16 protein-coding genes are annotated in these 25,926 nt (G+C 69.2%); 5 read left to right on the top strand and 11 right to left on the bottom strand.

Annotated elements, in window-relative coordinates:
- The first annotated feature begins 28 nt into the window (after window positions 1-28).
- Window positions 29-745, top strand: a complete 717-nt coding sequence (locus JQN84_RS29430) for an aspartate/glutamate racemase family protein (protein WP_204961850.1) — start codon at window positions 29-31, stop codon at window positions 743-745.
- 38 nt (window positions 746-783) lie between these two features.
- Here the strand turns inward: JQN84_RS29430 and JQN84_RS29425 are convergent, their stop codons facing one another.
- The 9 genes from JQN84_RS29425 to JQN84_RS29385 form a co-directional block, all read right to left on the bottom strand.
- Window positions 784-6,828: a non-ribosomal peptide synthetase gene (locus JQN84_RS29425; protein ID WP_204961849.1), complete on the bottom strand. Its 6,045-nt coding sequence runs from the start codon at window positions 6,826-6,828 to the stop codon at window positions 784-786.
- Window positions 6,829-6,966: 138 nt separating this feature from the next.
- A complete protein-coding gene (locus JQN84_RS29420) occupies window positions 6,967-8,007 on the bottom strand; it encodes a serine O-acetyltransferase (RefSeq protein WP_239486422.1) in 1,041 nt (346 codons plus the stop codon).
- 243 nt (window positions 8,008-8,250) lie between these two features.
- Window positions 8,251-9,279 (bottom strand): isocitrate/isopropylmalate dehydrogenase family protein, encoded by a 1,029-nt coding sequence (locus JQN84_RS29415; RefSeq protein WP_204961848.1) that lies wholly within the window; start codon window positions 9,277-9,279, stop codon window positions 8,251-8,253.
- A 25-nt stretch (window positions 9,280-9,304) separates the two neighbouring features.
- A complete protein-coding gene (locus JQN84_RS29410; RefSeq protein WP_204961847.1) occupies window positions 9,305-10,525 on the bottom strand; it encodes a pyridoxal phosphate-dependent aminotransferase in 1,221 nt (406 codons plus the stop codon).
- Entirely contained in the window at window positions 10,465-11,091 is a 627-nt protein-coding gene (leuD, locus tag JQN84_RS29405) for a 3-isopropylmalate dehydratase small subunit (protein ID WP_204961846.1), read from the bottom strand. Before leuD ends, JQN84_RS29410 begins: the two co-directional genes overlap by 61 nt.
- A gap of 9 nt (window positions 11,092-11,100) precedes the next feature.
- Entirely contained in the window at window positions 11,101-12,498 is a 1,398-nt protein-coding gene (leuC, locus tag JQN84_RS29400) for a 3-isopropylmalate dehydratase large subunit (RefSeq protein WP_204961845.1), read from the bottom strand.
- Window positions 12,495-13,682 carry a LeuA family protein gene (locus JQN84_RS29395; RefSeq protein WP_204961844.1) on the bottom strand — a complete coding sequence of 396 codons (1,188 nt, stop codon included), beginning with the start codon at window positions 13,680-13,682 and terminating at the stop codon, window positions 12,495-12,497. Before JQN84_RS29395 ends, leuC begins: the two co-directional genes overlap by 4 nt.
- Window positions 13,683-14,121: 439 nt before the next feature.
- Window positions 14,122-14,334 (bottom strand): MbtH family protein, encoded by a 213-nt coding sequence (locus JQN84_RS29390; protein ID WP_204961843.1) that lies wholly within the window; start codon window positions 14,332-14,334, stop codon window positions 14,122-14,124.
- 35 nt (window positions 14,335-14,369) lie between these two features.
- Window positions 14,370-15,527, bottom strand: coding sequence for an NAD(P)/FAD-dependent oxidoreductase (locus JQN84_RS29385; RefSeq protein ID WP_204961842.1), 1,158 nt, complete (start codon window positions 15,525-15,527; stop codon window positions 14,370-14,372).
- Window positions 15,528-15,951: 424 nt separating this feature from the next.
- On the opposite strand from JQN84_RS29385, the gene JQN84_RS29380 reads away from it, so the two are divergent.
- Entirely contained in the window at window positions 15,952-16,557 is a 606-nt protein-coding gene (locus tag JQN84_RS29380) for a hypothetical protein (protein ID WP_204961841.1), read from the top strand.
- 2 nt (window positions 16,558-16,559) lie between these two features.
- Here the strand turns inward: JQN84_RS29380 and JQN84_RS29375 are convergent, their stop codons facing one another.
- Window positions 16,560-16,727 carry a hypothetical protein gene (locus tag JQN84_RS29375; RefSeq protein WP_204961840.1) on the bottom strand — a complete coding sequence of 56 codons (168 nt, stop codon included), beginning with the start codon at window positions 16,725-16,727 and terminating at the stop codon, window positions 16,560-16,562.
- A gap of 276 nt (window positions 16,728-17,003) precedes the next feature.
- Between JQN84_RS29375 and JQN84_RS29370 the strand changes: the two genes are divergently transcribed.
- Entirely contained in the window at window positions 17,004-19,085 is a 2,082-nt protein-coding gene (locus JQN84_RS29370; RefSeq protein WP_204961839.1) for a serine/threonine-protein kinase, read from the top strand.
- A 22-nt stretch (window positions 19,086-19,107) separates the two neighbouring features.
- On the opposite strand, the gene JQN84_RS29365 is transcribed toward JQN84_RS29370, so the two are convergent.
- Window positions 19,108-19,992: a hypothetical protein gene (locus JQN84_RS29365; protein WP_204961838.1), complete on the bottom strand. Its 885-nt coding sequence runs from the start codon at window positions 19,990-19,992 to the stop codon at window positions 19,108-19,110.
- Window positions 19,993-20,183: 191 nt separating this feature from the next.
- Here JQN84_RS29365 and JQN84_RS29360 point away from each other — a divergent pair, with 191 nt between their 5' ends.
- Together JQN84_RS29360 and JQN84_RS32465 are read left to right on the top strand one after the other, a co-directional pair.
- A complete protein-coding gene (locus JQN84_RS29360; RefSeq protein ID WP_204961837.1) occupies window positions 20,184-20,744 on the top strand; it encodes a hypothetical protein in 561 nt (186 codons plus the stop codon).
- A complete protein-coding gene (locus JQN84_RS32465) occupies window positions 20,737-25,905 on the top strand; it encodes a type IV secretory system conjugative DNA transfer family protein (RefSeq protein WP_204961836.1) in 5,169 nt (1,722 codons plus the stop codon). The genes JQN84_RS29360 and JQN84_RS32465 overlap by 8 nt, the downstream gene beginning before the upstream one ends.
- Window positions 25,906-25,926 lie beyond the last annotated feature (21 nt).

Genomic DNA, 25,926 nt, shown 5'->3' with positions numbered 1-25,926 from the left:
CGTGCCTAACGGGGAGGGCAGGCGGGCGGTGCACAACAACCACGCCACCATCGGGATCATCGGCGGCCTCGGACCGCGTGCGGGCGCGTACGTGTACGAGCGTCTCGTGCGGATGACCCCGGCGCGGAGCGACCAGGAACACCCCGAGGTCGTCCTGTTGAGCCGGCCGTTTCCCAGCCGGATCGCCCATCTCGTCGGGGCCGCTGAGTCACCCGAGCCACACCTGGTCAACGCGGTCCGTTCGTTACAGGCAGTAGGTTGTCGGGTCGTCGCCCTGGCCTCGGCGACGACCCACGCGTACCGGGAGGCGATCCAGCGCCAGACCGACGCCACGGTGGTCGACGGCGTGCGTACGGTCGCTGATCTGCTCGCTCGTAGCGACACCGTCCGAACGGTCGTCATCTGCACGATCGCCTCGCGGCGGATCGGTATCTTCGAGCGCTCGTGGCCACGGGAACTCGGTGTCGCCTACCCCGACGAAGCGGACCAGCCGGTGATCGACGGGCTGATCGACCGGGTGAAGAGTGGGAACAGCCACCCGTCGGACAGCGCAACGCTGCAACGACTGGTCCGACGGTATACGGCCGACGGTGCCGCATGCGTACTCGGTTGCACCGAACTGCCGGTGCTGTGGCAACCGGAGGGGTCTACGTCGCGGGTCGTCTCGGTGTCGGATGCCATCGCCGTTGCTGCGCTCGCCGCCGCCGGCTACCTGCGGCTCGACGACCACGCCGTCCAGAGGTAGGCACGCTCAGCCCTGCCGGGCCGGGTCGCGCGAACTGGTCAGCGATAGGGGCGCAGGCGAGCGCGAAGGTCGCCGGTCCGCTGGTCCGCCGCGGTCACCATCCCGGTCAGCACGATGGCGAGATTCTGTGCGATCCGGGCGACCTGCTCCGGCCGGACCCGCCGCCTGTCGTATCGCAACTGGGCCTCGAACGGTGGACCGGGATTCACGACGCACCGCAGCGGAAAGTGGATGATCTCGTCGACCCTCAGCACGGTCGACGACAGCCCACCCAGTGCATCGCGGGTCTGCTCATCGACCGGGTAGTTCTCGTACACCAGGATGCTGTCGAACAGCGGCTGGCGGGGTGGCAGCTCGCTCCAGCCGGTGATGTCCGCCAGCGAGGTGTGCTCGGAGGGCAGCTCGGCCCGGCTCGCCTGGAGTCCTCGGAGCCACTCGTCCAGTCGCCCGTCGGTCGGAATCCGGACCCGCAGGGGAAGGGTGTTGATCAACAGGCCGATCATGTTCTCCATGCCGGGCATGCCACTGCGGCCGGAGACGGTCACGCCGAAGACCACGTCGTCGCTTTCCGCATGCTGGCCGAGCAGCAGGGACCACGCGGCTTGGAACACCGTGCTCGGGGTCACGCGAACCTGCCGGGCGAACCTGTCGAGGTCGGCCGCGAAGCTCGATGGAAGGCTCAGGGTGTGTGCGCCCTGTCCCTCGGCGGCCGGATCCGGACCGCCCAACGGCAGCGGGGTCGGCGATCGGAAACCTGCCAGCTGTGCGGTCCAGTACGAGCGGTCGGCGGCGGCGTCCCGACCGCCGTGCCAAGCGATGTAGTCGCGGAACGGCCGGCGCACCGGCAACCGTAGCCCTGAGCCGGCCAGGATGGCGTCGTAGACCGCTCGCACGTCGGCGAGCAGCATCACGACGCTCCAGCCGTCGAGCAGGATGTGGTGGCACTCCAGCACGATGCGCCAGGCGGTCGAACTGGTCCGGGCCAGGGTGATCCGGAGCAGTGGGGCCTGTTCCAGGTTCATGCCGGCGCGTACACCCTCACGCAACAGGCGGTCCAGGGCGTGCTCCTGTTCGTCGGCGGGCAGCGCCGACCAGTCCACGAACGTTACCGGGATGATCGCCTCGCGTTGCAGCACCTGGAGCGGCTGGCGCACCCTCTTCCACGTCAAACGGGTGCGCAGGATCGGGTTGCGCCGGACCACCTCCTGCCACGCCTGCGCCAGCACCGGCGCGTCGACCTGACCGACGTCCCAGCTGGCCTGGGTCAGGTACATCCCCGGTTCCCGCCCGGCAAGGGTCTGGAAGAGAAGCCCTTCCTGCACGGAGGAGAGCGGGTAGATGTCCTCCACGTCGCGGGCCGCCCCGAAGTGGCGACGCAGGTCCGCGGCGGACAGCCCGGCCAACGGGAAGTCCGAGGGGCTCACCGCCCCGGCATCGGAACGGTGGGCCAGCTCCACGATCTCTCGGACGGCGGCGACCAGCTGCTTGCCGAGCTCGACGAGCGTGCTCGGATCGTGGACGCTCGGGTTGACCGCCCAGCGCAGTAGCAGCTTCCCACCGTCGACGTAGGCATAGACCTCGATCGGATACCGGCGCGGGCGTCCGGGGGCCACGGCCAGCCCCAGTGGCTCGCCTTCCGGGGTGAACAGGGAGGCTCGTTCGCCCTCCGCGTCCAGCCGTCCCAGGTAGTTGAATTGTATGTCCGCAGTGGGTAGGTCGCCGAGATTCCGCGAGGGTTCGTCGGCGTCGCGCAGCAGACCGAAGCTCAGCCCGCGGCCGGGCAACGCACGGATGGTCTCCTTCACGGTGAGCAGGCACGCTTCGACGTCGTCCAGATCAGACAGAGCGACGTGAACCGGGAACACGGAGGTGAACCAGCCGACAGTCCGGGTGACGTCGAGGTCGGCGAAGATCTGCTCGCGCCCGTGCCCCTCCAGGTCGATGAGCAGCCCGGGGTTGCCGGTCCAGCGGTGGCAGGCCAACACGAGGGCGGCGAGGACCACCTCGTGGGCCTGCATCCGGTAGGCGACGGGCACCTGCCCGTGCAGGGCTTCGGTGTCCTTGCGGGACAGCATCGTGTCGACGTGGACGACATCACCGTAGCGGTCGTTGACCTCCGGTTCGACGCCATCGCGTGGCAGCGGCTGCACGGTCCTGGGCAGAAGCTGCCGCCAGCGTTGTGCGTCGAGGGCCAGCTCGTCCGAGCCCGCCAGAGCGTCCAGGCGTCGGGCCCACCGGGAGAACGACGTGGTGCCGGCGGCGAGTTGTGGTTCGGGCACCCCGTCGGCCAGCTGCCGGCACGCCGACTCCAGGTCCTCGCGCAGGATCCGCCACGACACGGCGTCCACGCAGAGGTGGTGGATGACGAGCAGCAGCAACGGGCTGGCGGTAGGCCGGTCGAACAGCACGGCCGTGAGCAGCTCACCGCGTGCCGGGTCGAGGCTGTCGAGCAGCCCCGGCAATTCGGCGTCGAGCAGTGGCTGGACGCCGTCGGTCGGTGCGACGACGCGCCTGAGCCGACGCCCCGGACGGTGCGGCTCGATGATCGGCCGCCATCCGTACGTTGGCTGGTAGCGGTAGCGCAGTGCCTCGTGGTGGCGGACCAGACTGTCCAACCCGCGGTCGATGACCTCCGGATCCAACGCTCGGTCCACCGTCAGCGTGACGTACTGCGCGAGGTGGTCCCGCTCGGGGTCACCGGTGTCGAAGAACGAGCGCTGGATCGGGGTGAGCGGGACCGGGCCGGTGGTGTCCTCCTCGCCCACTGTCGCGGTGCCGGCGCGCGGGTCGGCATCGTCCTCCTCGCTGGCGACCGCAGCCAGTTCGACGAGCGTCTGGTGCTGGAACATCTGGTTGGGGCTGACCCGCAGCCCCACGCCCGCCGCCCGCGACGACACCTCGATGGCCCGGATGGAGTCGCCACCGAGGGCGAAGAAGTTGTCCTGGATGCCCACCGCGTCGAGCCGCAGTACTGCGCACCACACCTCGCCGAGGGCCTGCTCCGCCGGGGTGCGGGGGGCCTCGAACGTGGGGCGGCCGGTGGGGGCGGGGTCGGGAAGTGCGGCGACGTCGACCTTGCCGTTCTGGTTGAGCGGCAGCGAGTCCAGGACCACGATCCAGGTGGGCACCATGTAGCGAGGTAGGCGCTGGGCGAGATGCTGACGCAGGTCGGTCGTGAGGTCGGCGTCGCCGCTGACACCGTGCGGGACCACGTACGCGACCAGTTGCTTGTCGACGCCGCCAGGGGGCCAGGCCACCACCACGGCCTCGCGCAGCGTGGGGTGCTCCATCAGCCGAGCCTTGATCTCCGAGGGTTCGACCCGGAACCCTCGGATCTTGAGCTGGTGGTCGGTCCGGCCCAGGTACTCCAGCGTGCCGTCCGCCAGCCAGCGAACCAGGTCCCCGGTCCGGTACATGCGGGTGCCGGCGGAGCCGAACGGATCCGGAACGAACCGGTCAGCGGTCAGCCCCGGCTGATGCAGGTACGCCCGGGCGAGGTGCACCCCGGCGAGGTACAGCTCGCCGGGGACTCCGCACGGCACCGGCCGCAACGCGTCGTCCAGTACGTACATCCGGGTGTTCCACACGGCCCTGCCCAGCGCGACCCGGGCGCTACCCGCCCGCAGTGGCCAGGCGGTCACCTGCACGGAAGCCTCGGCTGGCCCGTACTGGTTGTGCAGGACGACGTCCATGCCAGCGAAGGCGGTGTAGAACCCCTCCACGAGGTCGGTGGTCAACGCCTCCCCACCGCAGATCACCCGACGCAGGCTCGTGCACCGTCGGGCGGCCGGCTTGGTCATGAAGGCGCGCAGGACGGTGGGCACGAAGTGCGCTGTCGTCACGTTGTGCCGCTGGATCAGCTCGGCCAGGTACCGCAGATCGCGGTGCCCGTCGGGGCGTACGAGCACGACGGCCGCGCCGGCGGTCAACGGCCAGAAGACCTCCCATACCGACACGTCGAAGCTGAACGGCGCCTTGTGCAGCATGCGGTCCGCGGGCGTCAGTTCGTACTCGTGCCGTGCCCACGCCATCAGGTTGACCACACCCTCGTGCGGCGTGACGACGCATTTCGGGCGGCCGGTGGAGCCGGACGTGAAGATCGCGTACGCCAGATGGCTGGGCCCTGCGACTGGCGGTGGCGGGCCGGTGGGCGGTACGCCGGCCGGCGTACCGCCCACCGGCAGCTCCCGCACCGGTGTGCCCAGGCTCGCTGGCAGCGTGTGCAGTACCGACCGGCCGGCCAGCAGTAGCACCGCGCGCGCCTCGGTGAGCAGCTCGGCCACCCGCTGGATCGGCTGGTCCGGATCGATCGGGAGGAACGCGCCACCAGCGACGAGCACGGCGAGCTGCGCCACCACCGTGGCGACGGAGCGTTCGGCGCAGATGCCGACGATGGCATCCGGACCGACGCCATGGCCGCGCAGCTCGAACGCCAGCACATCGGCGCGGTGCATCAACTGCCGGTAGGTGAGGTGCTCAGTCCCGTCGCCGATCACTGCCAGGGCGTCTGGCGTCCGGGCGCACTGGGCGCGGACCATGTCGTGCAGGCAGGGGCCGTCCGGCACCCTCCGAATCTCGCCGCTCCAGCCGTCGACCACCTGCCGGAGCTGCTTCGTGGCCATCGCCGGCAGATCGGAGAGGCGACTGCCCGGGGCGGCCGCGGCACCCTCCAACAGGGCTACGTAGTTTTCGGTGAACCGGGCGATCGTCTCCTCGTCGTAGAGCTCGGTGGCGTACTCGATTGACCCGGTCAGCGCGCCGCCCTCCTCGGTGATGATCACGGAGAGGTCGAACTTGCTGGTCGCGGTGCTGGTGGGCAGCGGCTCGACGGCGAGCCCGGGCAGGGTGAGGTGGTCGTCGGGCACTGCCGCCACTGCGGTGCTGAGGCCGACGCTACCGAGGTTCTGCGGTTCGTAGACCTGGAAGTTCACCTGTGCCAGCGGGTGCACGCTCAGCTGGCGCTCCGGCTGCAATTCGTCGACGAGACGCTCAAACGGCAGGTCCTGGTGCTCGTAGGCGTCCAGCGCCACCCGCCGGACCCGCTGCACCAACTCGGTGAACGACGGGTCGCCGGCAAGGTCCGTCCGGAGCACCAGGTTGTTCACGAAGAACCCGATGAGTGGTTCCACCTCGACCCGGTGACGGCCGGCCACCGGGGAGCCGATCACGACGTCGGTGGTGCCGGCGTAGCGGGCCAACTGTGCCGTGAAGCCAGCCAGCAGCACCATGAACATGGTGGCGCCAAGCTCGGTGGCCAACGCGCGGAGCCGTCCGGCCAGGGGTGACGGCACCGTGAACGAGAGCTCCGCGCCGCTGAACGAGGGCTCTGTCGGTCGCGGTCTGTCCGTCGGGACGGTCAGGACTCCGGGTGCCCCGCGTAACCGGTCGGTCCAGTAGTCCAGCTCGCGGCCCAGACGATCACCAGAGAGCACCTGGCGCTGCCACACCGCGAAATCGGCGTACTGCACAGGAAGCTCGGGAAGGCCCCGAGGTGCCTGCCGGTCACGCGCCGCCTCGTAGAGAACCGTCAGCTCACGGAACATCACCCCGACCGACCACGTGTCAGTCACGATGTGATGCATCGTGATCAGCAGAACGTGCTCCTCCGGCGCGAGCGCAACGATGGTCAGCCGCAGCAGCGGCCCTCGTGCGAGATCGAATGGTCTGGTCGCCTCCTGACGTACCAACCGGTCCAGCTCGCCGTGCGTCGTGGACCGCATCGGGACGACATCGGCGTGGACCGCGTACGGCGCGCCGATGACCTGGACCGGGCCGCCGTTGCGTTCGGCGAAGGTGGTACGCAGCGCCTCGTGCCGGGCGACGAGCCGGGTGAACCCGTCCTCCAACGCCTCCACGTCCAGTGGGCCGCGCAGCCGGTACGCCAACGGGGCGTTGTAGAGGCACCGCTGTCGCAGCAGACGGTCCAGCACCCAGATGCGTTGCTGGGCAAAGGACAGGGGTACGTCCGCGGTGCGGTCGGCTTGAGGGATACGTCCCCCGTCAGGGACCCGGTGCCCCTGCTGCGTCAGCAGCAGCTTGAGCAGTCGCTGTCTCCTGCTGGCGGACTCGTCAGCGGACCACATCACCGGCACCTCAACTCCGCTCACCCGGCACGCCGAGATTGTTCTGCGCCAAGGAACGCACCGCAGCGGCGTACACCTGCGTCGGTTGCTCCCGGCTCGACCGGACGAACGGGGCCGGTGCCGTGGGCACCCGCCCGCTCACTGGTCCGTCCCGGTACGTGGGGCGGATGCCGGTCCCGGCTCGGTGGGCCACACGTTCGGTAGCACCAGGCCCACGCTGCCGCCGTCGCGGCCGTTCAACCGCACCGGGGCCCGCCGGTTCACCGCCATCCCGGGCACCTGCAGCAGCAGGTGGTCGCCGCCGCGCCCGACGATGGCCACGGGCAGTTCCCCGTCACCTGCCGCGAACTCCGGCTCCACTCGCAATGCCGGATCGTGCAGACCTTCGCCGTACACCCGGAACCGGTCCTGGCTCACCGCCTCCACGCCGGTGATCGCCAGATCGGTGCGGCCGGCCGTGACCTGGTAGGCGTTCAGCACACTGACCCGGGACTGGGGAGGGACGTCATCGCGGACCAGGGCGTGACTGCCGATGATCGTGTCGTCGCCGATGGTCAACGGACCGAGGATCCTCGCGTACGCGCCGACCTCCACCCGGTCGCCCAGGGTCGGGTGACGCCGGTGCGGCAGATTGTCGGCGATCTTCAGCGAACCCAGCACCACGCACTGGAGGAGGTAGCAGTCGCTACCGATCACGACGCCCTCACCGACGACGGTCCCGGACCCGTGGTCGACCACGAACCGCGGCCCTATCCGCGCCGCCGGGTGCAACTCCACCCCGGTCTCGACCTTCGCCTGTTCGGAGATGCGTCGGGCCAGCAGGTACGCGTGCTGGTTGCAGGCGCCGCGGTGCCGGGCCGTGGTGAGCACATGGTGAGCCAGCCGGTACGCCAGTACGGCGTGGAACGAGCGGTAGGAGCCCAGCGCCTCCCGCCACGAGCCATGGGTGGCAGGGTCACGTGTCGTGAGCGCCAGGAGGTCACCGTCGACCAGGTCGATGAGTTCGTCTGCGGCCGGGTCCCAGGTGTAACCGCACAGGGCGCGGATCTGCCGAATCCGGGGGAGTGCCAACTCCCAGAGACAGGACGCCAGGTCTGCGCGGCGCTCAACGTTCTCGGTCATGTCGTTGGTGGCCACCGTGTGGCAGCTACAGAGTTGCGCGGCGTCATCAACGCTCATCAAACCTCCACGTCGCCTGCTGATCGATCGACCGTGGCTTCGGTGTGCCTCTCACTATCGACAGGCACCCTTGTTACGGGATGACACATCGGTTTCGCGGCAACCGGCTGCCGCGTGGCTGATCCGGGGTCCTGCCGGTACTGCCTGAGCCGCCGCTACGGTCTCGACTACGGAGTCGCTCCGGGCGACCAGGGACTGCGGCGATCGCGACCATGACCAGGCCGGCCCGAGCCCTGCCCCGGGTTATCGCAGTTCGGCGCGGATAGCGGCGCCAGCCTCCCGAGTGCTCAACGAGCCACCGATGTCGGGGGTGCAGCGTCCGGCCGCCAGCGCCGACGACACCGCTGCACGGATCGCCGCCGCAGCCTTGCCGAGGCCGATGCCCTCGCAGAGCAACGCCGCGCTGAGGATCGCACCGACGGGATTCGCCCTTCCCTGTCCAGCGATATCCGGTGCGCTGCCGTGGACCGGTTCGTAGACGCCGAAGCCGGTCTTCGGATTGAGGTTCGCCGACGCCGCCATGCCGAGGCCACCGGCCAACTGGGCGGTGAGGTCGCTCAGAATGTCACCGTAGGAGTTGTTGGTCACGATGACGTCGAAGGCCGACGGGTCGGCGATCAACTTCATCGCTGCCGCGTCCACGTACAGGTGGGAACAGTCGATGTCGGGCCGACCCTCGACCGCGTCACGCCAACAGCGCTGCCACAGCCTTCCGCCGTTGGGAACGGCGTTCGACTTGTCGACGAGGCATACCGACCTTCGCGCTATCGAGAATGCGTAGTCGAGCACGCGGGAGACACCGTGGTAGGTGTTGATCTCCTCGTCGATCGCGATTTCGTCCGGGGTGTCGGCACGGACCCTGCCGCCGACCCCCACGTACAGTCCTTCGGAGTTCTCCCGTACGATCACGCAGTCGACGTTCCGGCGACGGTCGTCCCGCAGCGGGCTCAGCCGAGCGTCCCACAGAAACGCCGGTCGATGGTTCACGTAGAGGTCCAGCGCGAAACGCATCTTGATCAGCACGCCCCGGCCGTACTCGGAGTTGTTGATGCCGGGAGCCCCGATGGCGCCGAACAGTACCGACCGTGCGGAGCGGATCCGTTCGAAATCGCTGGGAGACAGGCCCGTCCCGGTTGTCTGGAACGTGGTGGCGTTGACCGCGTCGAGGTGGTCGAAGTCGAGCCCGAGTTGCAACTCGTCGAGGACCTTGACGGCCTCGTCTGTCACCTCCGGGCCGATGCCGTCACCAGGAACAACAGCTATTACCGTCACTATGGGCTCCTCGGATGCGTAGCGGTCAGCGTAGGGGTTCCAGGGTCGCCAGTCGTCCCTGCGCGGTGTCGAGATAAGCCGGCGGTTTGTTGAACGCGATACGAACGAAGCCCGAATCTGCTGATCGGTCGGACATGAAGAGCCGGCCCGGGGCGAGGAGAACACCCAGATCTGCCGCGAGCCTACGGACGAAGGACTGACAATCCTCCCGGCCGTACGGCCCGAGCTCGGCGACGATGTAACAACCGCCGCGGGGCACCGTGCAACGGAGTCCCACACTGCGAAAGACGTGTAGCGCCCTGTCGCGCAGTTGCTGAAGCTCCGGCCGTGGATCCCAGTCCTGCCCGGCGACCAACCCCGAACGGGCGACGGCCTGTTGCAGGGGCACCGGAGCCCCTCCCGTCAAGCCGGTCTGAATGCCGCGCAACGCGCGGGTCAGTGCGGGAGCGGCGCGCAGGTAGCCGATGCGCCAGCCGCTGATGGCGTGGCTCTTCGAAAAACTCCCGACCACGACCGCACGGTCCCGCAGTGCGGGCACGTCTGCCGCTGAGATGTGCGTTCCGTCGTCGTAGACGTACGCCGCATACACCTCATCGGAGATGACCATCAGGTCGTGCCGCTCACAAAGCTCCGCGATGACCGCCCACTCGTGTTCCGTCAGCACCTGACCGGTGGGATTGTGGGGCGTGTTCACCAGGATCGCCCTGGTACGGGGGCCGATCGCGGCGGCGAGTGCCGTAACGTCCCACCGCCACCCCGGTGGCCCGGCCCGGACGAACCTCGGCACGGCCGACGCCGCCGCGATCGAGGCGAGATAGGGCTCGAAGAACGGCTCGACCACCACGATCTCGTCACCCGGGTCGACCAGGCCGAGCAGGGCGACGGCCAGCGCTCCGGCCGTCCCTACCGTGATGGTCACCTCGGCGTCCGGATCGGCCGGTGTACGGAACGACTGGCCCAGTGCCGCCCGGAGTTCCCCGTTACCGCGCATGTCGCCGTACTGGTTGTTCCCGTCCCGGAGGGCGGCGCACGCCTGATCGATCATCGCTTTCGGCGGCCGGGGCCATCCCGGGCTGCCCAGGGCGAGGTCCACCGCGCCCATCAGGCGTCCCGCCTCGACCAGCTCGCTGAGACCGTCGGCGGGAATCTGTGCCAGACGACGCGCGCCGGGGAGCGCCGCGTCCGTCACCGGTTGCCCGCCGCGGCCTGCGTTGGCCCACCGCTGCGCCGAGTTGTGGGCAGCCACGAAGGCCGACCCCGCTCGTAGTCCGCGATGTCCGCCGCATCGCGCAGCGTCACCTCGATGGTGTCGAGGCCGTTCAGCAGCAGCCAACGGGCGCGCTCGTCGATGCTGAACGACCAACGATCCGCGCCAGCGGTCAACTCGCAGCTCGTCAGGTCGACACTGATCTCGAACGCCGGGTCGGCTTCGGCCCGGTCCATCAGCGAGGCGACGGCATCGTCCGGCAGGGTGATCGCCAACAGGCCGTTGCGTAGGGCGTTGCGGTGGAAGATGTCGCCGAAGCGGGTCGAGAGGACGACCACGAATCCCCAGTCACGCAGCGCCCAGACCGCCTGCTCACGCGAGCTTCCGGTGCCGAAGTTCGGGTCGGCGATGAGCACGGTCGCACCTCGACGCTCGGCCGAGTTGAGGACGAAGGCGGGATCCTTGCGCCACCGTGCGAAGAGAGCATCCGAGAGACCGTGTCTGGAGATCCGCTTGCCGAACTCGGCCGGAATGATCTGATCGGTGTCGACGTTGCTTCGCCGGAGCACCATTGCCCGGCCCGTGTGTGTGGAGAAGGGTTCCATTGCCTACTCTCAGACCAGGTCTCGTGGGGCGGCGAGCCTGCCGGCCACTGCGGTCGCCGCCGCCACGGCGGGCGAGACGAGATGGGTACGGGCCTGACCACCCTGGCGGCCCTCGAAGTTCCGGTTGGACGTGGACGCCACCCGGTCCCTGCCGGAGATTCGGTCCGGATTCATGCCGAGGCACATCGAGCAGCCGGGCAGCCGCCATTCGGCCCCCGCGGCACGGAAGACCTCGTGTAGGCCCTCCTGCTCGGCTTGGGCCCGCACCCGGCCGGAGCCAGGGACCACGAGCATCTTGACCCCGGGCTTGACCTGACGGCCACGCAGGACCTCGCTCGCCGCCCGTAGATCCTCGATCCGCCCGTTCGTGCACGAGCCGAGGAACACCGTGTCGATCGGTATGTCACGCATCCGGGTGCCGGGTCGTAGGTCCATGTATGCGAGAGCGCGCTCGGCGCTTGCCCGTTCGACGGGGTCGGTGAACGATTCGGGCGACGGCACGGCTGCGTCGAGCGCAACCGCGTGCCCCGGATTGGTGCCCCAGGTGACGTGCGGGCTGAGCTCGGCGAGATCGATCCGGACGACCCGGTCGAAGGCGTCCGGATCGTCGGTCACCAGCGTCTCCCAGTCCGCCACCGCCTGCTGCCAGTCCGCGCCGGACGGCGCGCAGGGCCGACCCCGCAGATAGGCGAGCGTGGTGTCGTCAGGTGCGATCATTCCGGCTCGCGCGCCGGCCTCGATGCTCATGTTGCACATGGTCATCCGGCCTTCCATCGACAGGGCTCGTACCGCTTCACCGCGGTACTCGATGAGGAAGCCCTGGGCACCGTTGGTGCCGATGGCGCTGATGAGCGCGAGGATGATGTCCTTGGCCTCGGTTCCCGCCGGCGGCAGCCCGGTGAACTCGACCGCCATGGTGCCGGGGCGGGCGACTGCCAGCGTCTGGGTGGCGAGCACGTGCTCCACGTCGCTGGTTCCCACACCGAAGGCAAGCGCGCCGAGAGCGCCGTGGGTCGACGTGTGGCTGTCGCCGCACACCACCAGCATGCCGGGTTGCACCAGGCCGAGCTCGGGTCCGACAACGTGCACGATGCCCTGGCTGGCGTCACCCATGGAGTACAGCTCGATGCCGTGCTCAGCACAGCTGTTGCGCAACGCATCGATCTGTGCCCTGCTCGCGGCGTCGGAGATGGTCAGCGAATGCGTCGGCACGTTGTGGTCTTCGACCGCGAGCGTCAGTTCCGGACGACGGACCCGGCGACCGGACAACCCGAGGCCCTCGAACGCCTGGGGCGACGACACCTCGTGGATCAGGTGCAGGTCGATGTAGAGCAGATCGGTCCGGTCGTCCAGCTCGCGGACCACGTGGCGCTGCCACAGCTTCTCGGCCAGCGTCCTACCGGTCATCGGGCGAGCCCCGTGGTGCCCGCCATCTCGCTGAGGATCTCCTCACGCAACACACCCAGTTGGACGCACTCGCCGTCGGCACGACCGAGGACGTACTTGTCGTAGAGCAGGTCCACCGTGGCATCGTCGAGGTCGAGCCCGGACTGGACGGCCACGTGCCGCAGCACCGCGCGACCGGAGTGGCGCGCCACCAGCAGTTGCGTCTCCCGGCCGAAGCGGCTCGGCTCGACGTACTCGTAGGTCAGCGGGTTCTGCAGCATGCCCTGCTGGTGCATGCCCGCCGCGGTGGCGAACGCGTACGTGCCGAACAGCGCCTTGTTGCGGGGCTCCTCGAGTGCGATCGCCGCGCGGATCGCCGTGTACACCTCGTACATCCCCTCGGTCTTGACGTCGGTCGTGGCTCCGTACACCTCGCTCTTGTAGGCCAGCAGACCGACGACCTCCTCGAGGGCGGTGTTGCCCGCCCGCTCGCCGATGCCGCCCAGTGTCACCTGGACCTCGTCCGCGCCGGCCTCGATGGCTGCCATCGTGTTGGCCAGTGCGAGTCCGAAGTCGTTGTGGCAGTGCACGGTGAGGCTCGCCGATGCCGGTGCCCACCCCCGGACCGTCGCGACCAGCGCGCCGAACTCGCCCGGTGTCGAACAGCCCATCGTGTCCCCGACACCGACCTGGGTCGCACCTGCCTCGAGTGCGGTCTCGACCGTGGCACGCAGCAGGTCGAGTGAACCGCGGCTGGAATCCTCCATCGCCAGGGTGATGAACGGGACACCGAGTGAGGAAGCCAGCGAGATGGCTTCGCTCAGCTCGCGCAGCGCGGCACGCCGGGTGATACCTCGCTTGTGTTCGAGGTGGATTTCGCTGGCGGTGGCGATGACCTGTAGCTGGTGGTTCCGCGTACCCGCCGCCTCGACCGCGGTCTCGACATCGCTGCGGACCGCCCGGCACAGGGTCGCCACCCGGGCGGTGGTCAGTGCCTCGGAGATCAGTCGGGTGGCCTCGACGTCCTTCGCCGAGGAGGCGGGGAATCCCGCCTCGACGGCGTCGACGCCGAGTGCCTCGATCCGCAGGGCGAGATCGAGTTTCGTGCGTGGACTCATCGCGTTGCGCGGAGCCTGCTCGCCGTCCCGCAGACTCGTATCGAAGATAGAAATTCGCCGCGGCGCGCGGCTGGTGCTGTCAGTCATTCCAAGCTCCTCGTTGCTGGTCACACGACGGTCGACTCGCGCCGGCTCGTGGCACCGATGGAATGTCCGCTCGGGCGGAAGTGACGCATCACGGCCCCTTCCGCGGGCTTTGCTGCCTACTCATCATGGGACGCGCACTTGCTTATGGCATGGACGCTCGGTGGCCATCGATCCCCACATCCCGGCACCGGTAACTGCTGATAGCCGCGCCATATGCCGGATGAGGTACGGGTCGCCTACGGAATGCATGTCCGGGCGGCGGGAAGGGAGCGGTGATCATCGGTGATCTCGTCTCTGTCCCGTGCACCGCTACGGTGTGCGGAACTGGCCCACCGCCGGTCGTACACCGTGATCGCCGAGTGAGTCACCGATGTTCCCGCAGCGACCGCACTCGCTCCGGGTACGGCTTTCGAACCGGCGACGTGCTGGGGTGCCTGGCTCAGTCCTGTTCTGCCATGGCGCGCCGCAGGCTCAGCGGGCGCATGTCAGTCCAGTGTTCATCGATGTAGGCCAGGCACTCGACCTTCGGGCCCACTTTGCCGACAGCGCGCCAGCCGGCCGGAATCTCGCGATCCGCCATCCAGATCGAATACTGCTCTTCGTCGTTGATGACGACCGTGTAGTCTCGGCCGTCCTCATCGTCAAACGCCATGATCCGCTCCATTGGTGTTGTGGCGGGATGTCGACTCAGACCACGTTGCGTTCGGGTCTGACGTCGGCACTGGCGAACCGGCCCGCCCGGAATCCCGTGACGTCGGTGAAGGGCTCGACATCTAGGTAGAGGTCGCGAACGACCTCGCCCACGGCAGGGCCCATCATGAAGCCGTGGCCGGAGAATCCGGCGGCGTACAGGAAACGGGACGTCTCGGCTGCCTCCCCGACCAGGCCATTGTGATCCGGGGTCACCTCGTACAGGCCGGCCCAGCCGCCGGCGATTCCCACGTCGACAAGCCGGGGAGCACGCCGATGCAGGGCGCGGCCCAGCGCCGGCAGCCATCGATCAGTAGGGGACTGGTCGAACCCCGACTGTTCGTCCGGGTCCGGGTATCCCAACAACAGCCCCCGGCCCTCGTTGCGGTAGTAGAACGCCGTGCCGAAGTCGATGGTGAACGGGAGGCCCGGCCGACATCCCGGCAGGGGCTCGGTGTAAACGACCCCGCGGCGCAGCGGCGTCACCGGCAACGACACACCGACCCAGTCGCCGACACTTCCAGACCAGGCACCGGCGGCGCAGATGACGGTATCGGTGCGGATGGTGCCGGCCTCGGTACGCACAGCGCTGATCGTGGTGCCGTCGGTCTCGATGCCGGTGACCGCGCAGTGTGGAATGAGCTGGGCACCGTGACGCCGCGCGGCAGTGGCGAATCCGAGCACCACGGACTCCGGTGTGCAGTAACCGTCGTGCGGGGAGTAGGAGGCGGCGAGGAGGCCGTCCGTGACTATGTACGGCGACAGTTGCTGGGCCTCAGCCGGTGACACCATCCGGTTGGGTAGGCCGAGGTCGTTCTGTAGGCGAAGGTGCCGTTCGAAGTCGGCGACCGTGTCGGCGGAGTCCAGCAGGAAGAGATAGCCCACCTGCTGGAGGTCGATCTCCTGGTTGAAGCGCTGCGGAAAGGACTTGAGGATCTCCATGCTGCGCATGGCCAAGTCGATGTTGAGCCGGTCAGAGAACTGGGTACGGATACCGCCGGCGGCGCGGCCGGTGGAACCACCACCCAGTGGGCCCATATCGAGCAGCACCACGCTCCGTACGCCCGCTGCGGCGAGGTGGTACGCGGTACTGACGCCGATGATGCCGCCGCCGATGATCACGACTTGAGCGGACGACGGCAGCGTCAAGCTCATGCTGATCCCTCCTCGTGTTCGGCGAGCCAGTCGATCCTGCTGTCGGGGACGGCTGGCGATTCGGCGCGGCCGGGTCGCCAGTCCCCGCGCGGCCGGCGTGACGAGGGCGCCGGGGGCAGTCCAGACCACTCGGCCGTTGCCGCCACACCTATTTCTCCTCGTCCGGTTATCGGTTGGCGTTCATGGTGGCAAAGCCGCCTGCTCTGCGACGAACCGGTTGGGGCGCCCGCTCGGTCAGGTGAAACAGGTGGTCTACTTCGGGCCGCGTGGCATGTCTCAGGTTGCCTACTGGCTTCCTACGGGTCTGCTACGGTCGGACACGTCGATGTGTCGATCTCAGCCAGGCTGCCTGGATCGCGGTAGCAGGTGTGGGCCTGCTGTAGACGGATCCAGTCGCTGTTCGAGCCCGGGAGGCTCCACCCTCGTGAACGCCTTGGACATCGGCCACCCTGTTTTCCAGCTCGAACTAGGTATGGACACAGCCGCCGTCGTCAGGTTGCTTGGCGAAAAATACCTGTCGATGGGCGCTTGCTGGCTCTACTCCGATACGCCGGCAGGATGTGACATTCAGCTCGTATTCCGCTTCGGGGCGCTCGCTTCGGTCGAGGTGAAGACCAGAGCGGCGCAGAGCGCCACGACTGTGCTCATGGTGATGGACCGCGACAGAATCGCAGCGGCCCCGCCCTACCAGGTGTTTGTGGACCGCGAAATACAACGCCGGGCCCGCCGAACAGTTGAGAAGATAGTTGTCCTGCATCCGGATGACGAGCTGTCACCGGAAGACTTGCGGGTCGTGGTGAGTTTCGTCGAGGTTAAACTGGGCGTCAATGCCAGTGGGGTACTTCCGCGGGTCATGTCCTACGACGTGGTGCCCGAGAGCATCACCCTGAGCTTCGGCATGGCAGTGCTCGCTAAACTGGTGAGCGAAGGTGAGATCGCATGTCATCCCGCCAACCCGGCATGGGTCGGCGAATTTAGCATCAGGGGAAACCCGCGTGTAGTCCTCGTTTGCTACGAACAAGATCTGTGACGTCAGCTGCCATGCGGTGACAGTTGTGCGGCGAGTGGGACAACCACGCTCACCTCATCCGTGATCTGCTGTAGAACACCTTTACCGCCCGGCTTGAGTTCGAATGTGGAGAGCTGCCCGTCGAGCACGGTGTCGAGGTGGAACACGCCGTCTACCGGTAGCTGCAGCAACGGCCCACCCCGCTCCTGGTGGCCGCGACCCGGTCCGTTCGTCACTCCCCTGGTGACCGTGGAATTGTGGACACGACCTACGTCAGGGCCGACTGCCGGCACCTCGATCGGCCGGCGAGCAGCATGATCGGTTGATCGGGCCGCTGTTGAGGAACCGGCCCGTGTTCCAAATAGACTGCGCCACTGTGCCCGTCCGTCGGCTCGCCAGTAGGACCGGAGGGAAGCCCGTCTTGGACGGATCAGCTGTTGGTGTGCCTGTCCCGACGTTGGTGACTGATGCCGACGCGTGACGACGACGGGTCGATGCCGCGCCCCGGGTCAGACCGGGCAACAGGGCCGGATCGGCTCACGGCGCTCCAGGCGATCCGGAGGTCGGCCCGTCAGCAGCGGCGCGACTTCGCCCTCGATCCCCGACCGATCGCCGTCGGCGGCCAGGCGCAGGTCTTCCGCGCCCGTCACAAGCCCACCAGCCTACCGGTGGCGTTCAAGAAACTCAGGGGGCGTTCCGCTGACGATGTCGCCCGGATGAAACGGGAGATCGAGGCTGCCGACCGCTTCAGTGAGAACCCCAACGTGTTGCCGGTGCTCGACTGGAGCCCTACACACGACTGGTTCGTCATGCCGTTGGCGGACGCGACGGCCCACGACCGCGCCGGTGAGTTGCGCGATTCCGTCGCCCTGCGGGCCCTGATCGAATCGGTGTGCAGCGGACTGCGGGAGCCTCACCGGCTTGGCTGGATCCATCGTGACCTGAAGCCGGAGAACATTCTCTGGTACGACGGGCGGTGGGTGGTGGCGGACTGGGGCCTCGGCAGGCGACCCCGAGGTGAGACCACCAACCCAGGCCGTACGCGGGCGGGCCGGTCCTTGGGAACCGAGGGATACGCGGCACCCGAACTTGGTGTCGACGCCCATATGGTCCTACCGGCAGCCGATGTCTACAGCATCGGGCAGATCATCGGCTGGGCGGTAACCGGATCCGTCCCTCGACAGAACGTGCCGCTCGTGCCGCCGTCCGGGCCATGGCGTTCCATTGTCCGGGCAGCAACGCAGGCGGATCCGGACCGGCGCCTCCCGACCATCGACGACCTCCTGGCGATGATCGCAGCAGAGTTCGACACGCCCACCGAGACATCAGCCCGAGGACGGCGACTCGTCGCCGCCGTACGCACCGGGGAACGGGCGGCTCTCGTTGATCTTGTCCGTCTGGCGGCGCGGTCTGACCTCGACGACGATCTGCTCCGGGACATCCTCGTCGCTCTCGACGGGGAACGGACGAGGATCGCGGTTTCTGGCTGTCCCAACGAGGTAGGCGAGCTGGTGCACAGCATCCACCAGCGGTATCCCGCCAGTACGGCGGCACGACCGGAAGCGGGCGACCCCGGGCCAGCGGTCAGGTGGTTGCTCTCCGTCGCTGAGCATGCAGAGGACCTGGACCTGTGGGAGCTGTTCGAGACCACCTCCGACGGCATCCTGCACCTCGCCGCGAGTGGCCGGTTGGACCCGGACGACGACCGCCGGATCGTCGGATGGCTGAGTGGTAGGTCCGGTGACGCGGCTGGTGCTGTCGCGGGGGTGCTTCGTCGGGCTCGACCAGTTCCATGGCTGACCGCGCTGGCGGACGTCCCCGCGCTGGACCGGCGGGTCAAGATGGCCGTGAGCTCTCACATGCGGGCCGGTGGCACCGGCCCGGACCGTCTGGCCGGTGGCACCGGCCCGGACCGTCTGGCCGGTCCGCCGGTGCCGGAGGCGTCGAACAAGCCGGGTTCCCGCCGACGGACGCGTTGGATCCTGACGGTGGCCGCGCTGTCGACGCTTGCCAGCGCCGGGGTGATCGTGGGAGTCGTGCTGAACGGCCAGGGGTCCAAAGGCGGAGCAGGCAACTCCGATGCCGGGGACAGCGTCGTCGGCGGCCTTCCCGACCGACCCAGTGAACTCGCCAGGTTCGATCTGGCGGAGTTCGTCGACGGCTGGGATTCCTATCCCAGTTGGAGCCGGTGCGTCACGGGCACCGGTAGCTTTGCCCTTACCGGCAGCTTCCCGGCTCGTCCGAGCGAGGTGGGTCTACCAACCCAGAGTGTGCACTGCACTAACGGGGCCAGCCTCAATGCGATGTTCGCCGAGTACAGACCAGGCACCTACAACGACGTGTCGCGCGTGTACCTGACTGCGCCACCGCCAGAACAACCGGTAAGAGGCGAGATTGAGCCTCCACCAGGCCTGCATGTCTTTGCCTGGAGCGCCACCGAACGAGCCCTCGTCTGGACCGACGCGGAGTCGGGACTAATCGGGGTGATCGTCACCGATAGTCCGGGAACCGACCTGGTCAAGCTCTGGAACACGTACCAGCCGGCGTAGGGTCAGCTCCGCTTTCGTTCCGCTAACCCCTCCGGATCAGCGTTGATTCCGCCCAGCCACAGATTCGGTCTTCGCCCCGTAGCGCCACGACGAGGGTCCACCTGCCCGTCAATTCTGAGTAGTCGGTGATGAGCGCGTCATAGCGGGCTGCTGGTTCCACCACCGGGGAGCGACCGTCCGGCCAGGTGTGCAGGAGGACCTCGCTGGTCGGGACGAGGTGTTCTGCGAGTTCCCCCGGTGAGCAGGTGGTGATCGGGCCGAGGCGAGGGCTGATCCGAACGGGCCATCCCTGCCGGACCGCCGCGACGTAGGCGATCGGCACCGAGCCACCGCCAGCGCAATCGTCCTCGGGACCCCACACGAAGCCTTCCACGGAGAAGCCCGTCGGAACAGGATCGACCGCCTCGATCAGCCCGTCGCACCGCGAGGCCTCGGCAATCGGCCGCCGGAGCTGCTGAGCGTCGCCCTCGTGCCACAGCCAGATGTACCACGAGACTGAGGAGGTCTGGCCACCCTCGACGGCCAACCCGACTGCGGCATCGGTGTCCCCGTCGCCATCAGCGTCGGCATAACGGGGTGGACCGGCCATTTTCCAGCGGTACGCGTCCATGCCTTCGTCGCCTCTCCGCTCGGCTTTGCCGTCGCGGAGCTGCACGGTCGAGTTCGTCACCGCGTCGAACCACTCCCGGCCCGCAAAGTCGATCGCGCGGATCTCCTGTGACGACGGACCGGTGGGCGCCGACGACGGGCCGCGCTCCGACGGCCGGTCGTCAGACTGCGCCGGACAGCCGGTCAGTGTGGGAATCGCCGCGATGAGGATGGCCGCCGCGACGCCCGCACGTTGCCGCACGAAGCTGCGGCCCTGAGCCGAGCGGGGCCGACCGGCCGCCGGTTCGAGCGTGCTCACGGGTCCGCCCCTCCGGGACTTCCGACACCACAAGCCATCGAGAATATCTGATTCACCGCGCGGATGTCCCCTTTCCGACTACGGCGCCATGCGACCTTGAAGCCTGCGCCGATCACCGAAAGGATGCGGTGAACGGACCGGTTCCCCGTCAACGGAGGACGCGGTCCGATTCCGATATGGATGGTGCGGTGATGGCACGGTTCTGGGAATTGGTGCTGCGCGCCTGGGCCCTGGTCCTGGTTCTGCTCGTGCTCAGCTGGATCTGGGGAGTCAGCCGAAGGGTGGTCCGTTCCGTCCGCGCGACACTCGGCCTCCTGCGGGAGACGGCGCAGGCCCTCACCGAGACGGCCCGCGCGGTGGAGGAGTACCAGCGGGGGATGCAGGAGGACCGACTGCTCGGCCAGGCCCGGCGGATCGGCTTCGAACTCACCGGTCTCTTCGAGGGCAACGCCGACACCGGCCAGCCGGGCGCGGTCGTGGTCCGGGCCGAGAACTTGAGCGTCGACTACATCTACAACGTGGAGGTCCGATACGCCCCGGCGGAGGGCGAGGCGCAGTCGTCCCGAGGTATACAGCTCGCGCCGCAGATCCGCCAGGAGTGGACCTTCGAGATCTCCCCGACCGGGCCGGGACCGCTCCTGTCGGAGCTCACCCTCACCTTCTCCGACCTTCGGGGTCTGCGCTGGACCCGGAGCGCGGCCGGCTACACCCCACTGCTCGTCGAGCCGACGGAGGACAAGGACAGTGACTGACGACCGTCGGACCGTGGAAGTCAACTGCGCCGGGCAACCTCCCAGCCGGGGCTCCGGCTATCTGGTCGCGCCGGGGCTGGTCCTCACCTCCGCGCACGTCGTCCGCGACTGGCGGGACCGGCCGGAGCGGATCACCGTCCGCCGGGCCGGGCGGACCGGCGGCCAGGCACCGGCAGCCGGGACGGAGGCAGTCGGCCAGGAGGCGGCGACGCCAGGCGACGGCGAGGAGATCGCCACCGCGGAGGTGATCCTCCCGGCCCGGCCGGAGCTGGAGGTGGCGCTGCTCCGGCTCGTCGACGCCGACCCGGCCGACGGGGAACTGCCGATCGGTGAACTCGACGTCGACCATCCCCTGCCGTTCCGGGCCCCCGGCTTTCCCCGGTCGCAACGCGAGGGCGAGGTGCGCGGGATCGAGGTGGCCCGCGGCTACACCGACTGGGTCTCCGGCCGCGCCGACCGGCTGCCGCTCAATCTCACCACCGCCGTACCGCTGCCGGAGCAGGGGCGCTCGAACTGGTCGGGACAGTCCGGGGCGGCCGTGCTCACCCTGGACAACCTGCTCCTCGGCGTGGTCACCCACGACCGGCCGGACTACGGCAGCCGCCGGCTGGAGGCGGTTCCGGTCACCTGGCTACTTCAGGACCGCGACCTCGGCCCGGCTCTGCCGGACTCCTGGTTCGGCAGTGGTTGCCGCCGGCTGAGCAACCTGGTCGACTTCGCGCTCGGCCCCGACCTCGCGGTCCGGCTCCGGCCACCTTCCCAGTGGTTCGGCCCACGCATCCGGGAGAACCTGCGCGGCTCGATCGCCGCCCCGCTGCAGACCCGGTACGCCGTCGTCCCCTTCCTCGGCCGCGAGACGGAACTGGAGACGTTGCGCCGCTGGCGACGGGCGGAGAACCCACTGATCAGCTTCGCCGTCCTCTCCGGACCAGGCGGCATCGGCAAGAGCCGGCTGGCCAGCCAGCTCTGTGCCGAGGCGATGGCGGAAGGCTGGGTCGCCGGGTTGGCCACCGTGCACCAGACGGTCCCCGCCAACCGGCTGTCCGAACTGGCCCGGCCGGTCCTGCTGGTGCTCGACTACGTCGACCACCAGGCCGACCTGGTTGCCGATGTGGTGGAACGCTGTATGACCACCGAGGTCGCCGCCCCGGTACGGATCCTCGTCCTGGCCCGCTCCGCCGAGGTGTTCCGCAGCCGGCTGGACGCCGCCTTCGGCATGACCGGCGGTACCCCCGCCGAGGACATCCGCCTGCGCCGGGAGGACTTCACCGCGGCGGACCGGTACGCCCACTATCTCGCCGCGCACCGGGCCTTCCACGAGCTGCGGCGGGAGGAACACCCGGCTCCGGTGGCCGAACCGCCGGTCCCGACCGGGGAGGAACTGGCGGGAGAGCTGGCCGCCTTTCCCACTCCGCTGCTGGTGCACGCCAGGGCGCTGCTGGACACCCTCGGCCCGGACCCCGAACCCGGCCCCGACGACCGGTCCCCGGCCGGGCCGCCCGGCGTCGAGCGGACGGCCGGGGAACTGCTGGACCGGCTGATCAACCGCGAGGACAGCGGATTCTGGGCCCCCGCGTTGCGTCGGCACGATCTTGGTCACGACCAGCGCCGGGACCTGTTCGCCGTGGCCACCTTCGCCGGTGCGGAGACCCGGGACGAGGCCCGGACCGTGTTGACCGGGATCGACCTGGACCAGAGCGCCGCCGCCCGGGTGGCCGACACCCTGCACGACCTCTACCCGGGCCGACGGTACCTGCCGGCCGTCGAACCGGACCTGCTCGGCGAACACCTGATCGCGGCCCGGCTCCTCCCCTCGGGCGCGCAGCGGCTCTTCGCCGAGGTGGCGGGGGCGGGGGCCCGGTCCCGGATGCTGGAGTCCCTGCTGCGGATGTGCGGTTCGACGTACGGGCGGGTCCGCGCGGCGGCCACCGAGACCCTCACCGGGATCCTCCAGCACCACCTGCCGGAGCTGGTCGGCCAGGCCACCGGCGCGGTCACCGCGGGCGACGACCCGGTCGCCTCCGACGCCTACCTGCTCCCCGCCCGGCTCGCCGCCGCGCTGGCCCTGATCGAGGTCCCGGGCGCCGCGGCGGAGGCGGCCGAGGTCACGTTCCCGACGCAGACCCGGCTCCAGCCGCTGGCGGCGGCCGTCTACGAGCAGGCCGCCGGGCATTGGCGCGACCGGGGCGACCTGGAGCGGGCCGCCCAGCTCTGGCAGGAGAGCAGCGTGGCGTACCTGGCCATGGGTTTGCCGGACGTGGCGATAGGGCCGTCGAACCAGGCGTTGGGATACTTCGCCAAGTTTCCGACGATGACCGGCCACCCCCAACTGAGCACCATCCTCAGCTCCAACTCGCTGATCCGGCTGGGGGCGGGCAACGCCGCCGCCGCCGTACAGGCCGCCCGGGAGGCGGTGGAGGTCGCCCGCCGCGCCGCCGAGGACGACCCCGACCGCTACCGGCGGCCCCTCGCCGAGGCGCGACGGAACCTCGCGTTCGCCCATCTGAGCGCCTTCGACCGGGTGAAGGCGCTCAGCACAGCCGAGGATGCGGTGCGCGACGTCGCGGAGCTGCCGCCTGTCGACGGGGGTCGGGTGCTGATCACGCAGGCCCTGGTGTTGATGGCCAGCGGTGAGCTGGAGTCGGCGATCGGCGCGACGGTGCGCGCGGTCAACCTGCTGAAGGAGGCGGACGAACCGACGGAGGCGGAGCTGGCCAACACGATGATCTTCCTGGCCATACTCCGGGCGGCGACCGGGGAGACCTCCGAGGCGCTGCACCTGGTCGGCGATGCGGTCACCCAGGCCGACGCGATCACCCCGGCGACGGCGGACACCACCCGGCAGGCCCAGGCGCTGGTCCGGCTCGGTGCGGTCTCCGTACTGCTCCCGGTGGATCGGCCCGCCGCGCTGGAGTACGCCCGCGAGGCCCGCACCAGGCTCAGCCAGCTGCACGCCGAGGCTCCGGCGGTCTACGAGTTCCATCTGGCGCTCAGCCGGATCATTCAGGTGGAGGTCCTGCTGGAGATCGGTGAGTCCGATCCGGCCGCCAGGGACCGGGCGGTCAAGGAGGCACTCCTCGTCGCCGACCAGGTCGACGAGATGTACACCAGGCGGCCCCGGTTGTATTTCAGCCTGCGGGTCATGGCCGCCCAGGCCCAGGCCCGGGCCCTGGCGGCGGCCGACCGCGCGCCCCGGGCGATCGAGATGCTCACGTCGGTGATCGAACAGGCCCGGCGGGTCGACCTGCCCGGCGCCCAACCCATGACGGCGCAACTACTGGTGCTGAAGTCGCTGATCGAATCCGGGATCGACGCCGACGAGGAGAGCCGGGAGACCGCCCGGGAGGCGGCGCTCCTCTACGAGCAGCTCCTCGACGAAGAGGTGAACCTGTTTCCGCTGGCCCTCGGTGCCCGGATCATCGAGATGGTCTCCGCCGCCGCGGTGGGACGGCAGTCGGAGGCCGCGACGGCGGGGGGAAAGGCGATCGAGATCGCCCGCCGGTACCTGCGCACGGCCCCGGGTGACCGTGCCCGGCGGGTGCTCGCCAGCGCCCTGGTGATCCGGGCCGCCCTGCACTGGGAGTCGAACGAGATGCGGCCGGCGGCGGCTCTGCTACGGGAGGCGCTAGCCCAGTACGAGGTGGTCACGCCGATCCCGGGAGACCTGGAGGACATCGACTACATGCGGGAGCGGCTCCAGGAGTGCCTGGAGCGGATCAGCGTGGACGAACGTTCCTCGCCCCCGACCTCCCGGCCGCTGCCGGGGCCGGCCTATCCCGGGTACGCCGCCCCGCCGGCCGACGCCCACCCCACCGGTGCCTTCTCCACCGCCACCCTGGCCGAGCTGCTCACTCCCGAACCCTCCCCGGAGGAGCCGGAGCCCACCCGGCACCGGGTGGTGCTCGGCCGCTGGCGAGGCCAACCGATCCGCGCCGTCCGGTTCCGGCCGGTGCTGGCCATGGGGCCGCAGCGGAGCCGGAAGACCACCGGCATCGTGATCCCCACCCTGCTGGAGTGGGACGGGCCGGCCCTGGTCACCTCGGTCCGGACCGACGTGCTCAGCGCGACGTTCCGGCAGCGCCAGCAGCGGGGCACCGTGTCGGTCTTCGAGCCCGGCGGTCGGCTCGTCCACGGCTCGGCGGTCACCTCGTGGAACCCGCTGGACGACTGCCGTACCTGGGAGGGGGCGATCGTCACGGCCAAGTCGTTGACCGAGTCGGCCCGGCTCGGCGGCGACAGCGGCCTGCGGGACAGCCAGTTCTGGTACACCTCCGCCACGCAGTTGCTGCAGGCGCTGCTCTACGCCGCCGGGGGGACCGGCCAGTCGATGGCGGCGGTAAGCCGGTGGCTCAAGTCCAGCGAGAACGCCGAGGTGCGGGCGCGGCTGCGGGTACTCCAGCAGCGGGACCCCGACGGTGGGCAGGCCGCCGCGGCCTTCGCCGGTATCCGGGCCCTGGCCGACATCACCCTCTCCGGGGTCTACGCCACCGCGACCTCGCTGTTGGCGGCGTACGACTCACCGCGGGTGCAGGAGAACTCCCGCTCCGGCTTCGACGTGTCGGACTTCTTCAACGGTGAGGCGAACACCCTCTACCTCTGCGCGCCTCCCGAGGAGCAGGAACTGCTCGCACCGGTCTTCACCGCGCTGATCCGGCGGGTGATCGCCGAGGCGTACCGACGGCAGGCACTCGGGGAGCGGCTCCTGCCGCTGCTGCTCCTGCTGGACGAGGCGGGCAACATCGCCCGGATCGAGGATCTGGACACCATCGCCACGACCGCCGCCGGGACCGACATCCAGTTGGTCACGGTCTTCCACGATCTGGCCCAGATGGAGGCCCTCTACGGCGGTCACCGGGCGCAGAGCATCGCCAACAACCACTCGGCGTTGCTGATCCTGCCGGGCAACCGGGACGCCCGGACCGCGCAACTGGTCCGGGACGTCCTTCTCGACGAGCCGATGACCGGTGGCGTACGGCGTCAGTCGGTCCGGCGGCTTCCACCGGGTACGGCGTTCTGCGTCTATGAACACCTGGCCTCTGACATGATCGAACTGCGGTCATCCAGCCACGACCCGGACCTGCGGGAGGTGGTGGGAGAGCCGATCGAGGAGGATCCGGCCTTCCGTCGGCTCATCACCTTCGGTCGGCGTTCCTCAGCCTGAACCGGTCGGCCGGTCGGCCTG

Source organism: Micromonospora humidisoli (assembly GCF_016900955.1).
GTDB classification, from domain to species: Bacteria; Actinomycetota; Actinomycetes; order Mycobacteriales; family Micromonosporaceae; genus Micromonospora; species Micromonospora wenchangensis.
Note: the sequence above shows the minus strand (reverse complement) of the source record. Positions and strands in the feature narration are given on the sequence as shown.